At 57.2% G+C, this 1,892-nt stretch carries 1 protein-coding gene; it reads left to right on the plus strand.

Going from position 1 to position 1,892, the window contains the following annotated elements:
* Positions 1-773 precede the first annotated feature (773 nt).
* A complete protein-coding gene (locus FLQ03_RS15615) occupies positions 774-1,736 on the plus strand; it encodes a transposase (protein ID WP_144374137.1) in 963 nt (320 codons plus the stop codon).
* The last annotated feature ends 156 nt before the right edge of the window (positions 1,737-1,892 follow it).

Below are 1,892 nucleotides of genomic sequence, written 5' to 3' on the forward strand. Positions count from 1 at the left end.
CGAGCTCATTGTGTCTCCAGACTAGGTGGCAGTTTCCTGCCAAATGTCTGTTTACACAAAATTCAGTACACGCCCATGACGTTCGCGGACTCTCGGCTACCGTCTGCAAACAGTATTGAGATGTGCGTATCTGGCAAATAGCTGGCCACAACAGGTTGCCAGCCCCAGCGGTGAGATGAAAGCCATGCGGAGAGTCGTTTGATCTGATGTGGACCAAGAGCATGGCGGGTCATTGGTTTGCCATCTTGCCAATAAGTCACATTAGCTTGAACGACTTCTGGCCGAGACTCGTAGCAACCTGCGCATAAAAGCATTGCGGATGCAATAAACAGGGCCAAGGTTGTGCGCATGCAAAGCCTAACGTTTAAATTCAACCCGTAGCCTGTAGCCCAGATAAGCCAACGGTGCATCCGGGGTTGATTGTCTTGGTGCTGTCACTTGGCCATCTGACAGGATGCGGCCAACCTTGGGTATCCGGCTGTTCCCCGAATGCGGCTGCGCCTTATCCGGGCTTGTATGTTCTGTCTGCGCTCTTATGAAGCAGCGGATAAGGGCGCCGAGGTGGAGGGACGATCCGGGCTATCTGCCGTGTCAGCGGACAGACTCCAGTAGAAATGTCCCCATTTCGTTTGCACCAGCGTCGATTAGGAATGCAGCGCGCGTGGCGGCCCTGTCAGTGATCGCCACGACGGCCAATAGATGCAAGCCCACGCCAACGCAAACGCCCCCTCGGCAGGTTCATTCTAGCCGCTGTGTTTGCCTGGAGCTGCCCCATGACTTCGCAAGCCTTCTCCATTGGTGTCGATATCAGTCTCGCCGAGTTGGTCATCGCCTACTTTGGCGATACCACCGCCCCGATCAAGCTCGCCAACAACGCTGCCGAGATCAAGCGCTGGCTCAAGCGTTTGCCACCTGACTGCACCATCGGCATGGAAGCCACGGGCATTCATCACCGGCTGCTGGCTGATCTGGCCTTTGCGGCAGGCCATACCGTCTTTGTGCTGAATCCGCGCGATGTGGCGCTCTACCTGAAGAGCCTGCGCAGCCGTGGCAAAACAGACGTACTCGATGCCCGCGGCATTGCCCGCTACACACACAACGAGACGGACAAGTGCCACGCCTACGTCCCGCTCACAATGCAGCAGCAAACGATCACCACGCTGATCCAGCGCCGTCATCAAGTCGTGAAGAGCCGTACCAGCTTACGCATGAGCTTTGCCGATACCTCACAGTGTGCCCAGGCGCTCGGCAAACTGATGCGTGCTTTTGAAGCCTTGATTGCCGAGATCGACAGCCAATTGAAGGCGCTGCTCGCCGCCGATGAGGGCCTGAATACCCGCTGCAAGAACCTGCGTTCCATTCAAGGGATTGGCCCCCTGATCAGTGCCGCATTAGCCATGCGCATGAGCCGGGTGCGCTATGCCAATAGCGATGCGCTGGTGGCCGCCGTGGGGCTGGATCCCAGACCGCGCGAGTCCGGTCAATACACCGGCACCCGCCACCTCTCCAAGCGGGGGAATCCTGAAGAGCGGCGCTTGCTGTATCTGGCCGCTGTCAGTGCGTGTCGCCACCCCATCTGGAAAACCATCCAGACCGCTTTATTGAAGAAGGGACTATCGTCTACCGCCGTTTATTGCATCATCGCGCGCAAGATCCTGCGCATCGCATTTGCTGTATGGAATTCGGGCGTCCCCTACGACCCTCGTTTGGTTGGAAGGGCTTGTGCCCCAACATAGAATCTACTGGCTACTGACCTCCGCAGCCCCCATCTCTCGAGGGTGCCGATGAGGGTGAAAGCGCAAAAAGCGCCGTACCCAACGACGTCCCCCCAATCTCAGTAGCACTACGCTTTAGAGTCCAAGGCTAATTTACCGGATTTCTCCGCCAGTAAT

Source organism: Vogesella urethralis (assembly GCF_007644045.2).
Taxonomy (GTDB): Bacteria; Pseudomonadota; Gammaproteobacteria; order Burkholderiales; family Chromobacteriaceae; genus Vogesella; species Vogesella urethralis.

What these genes read in the sequence shown, in the direction of transcription:
- FLQ03_RS15615 (WP_144374137.1), top strand. Translation starts at nt 774, where the DNA reads ATGACTTCGCAAGCCTTCTCCATTGGTGTCGATATCAGTCTCGCCGAG.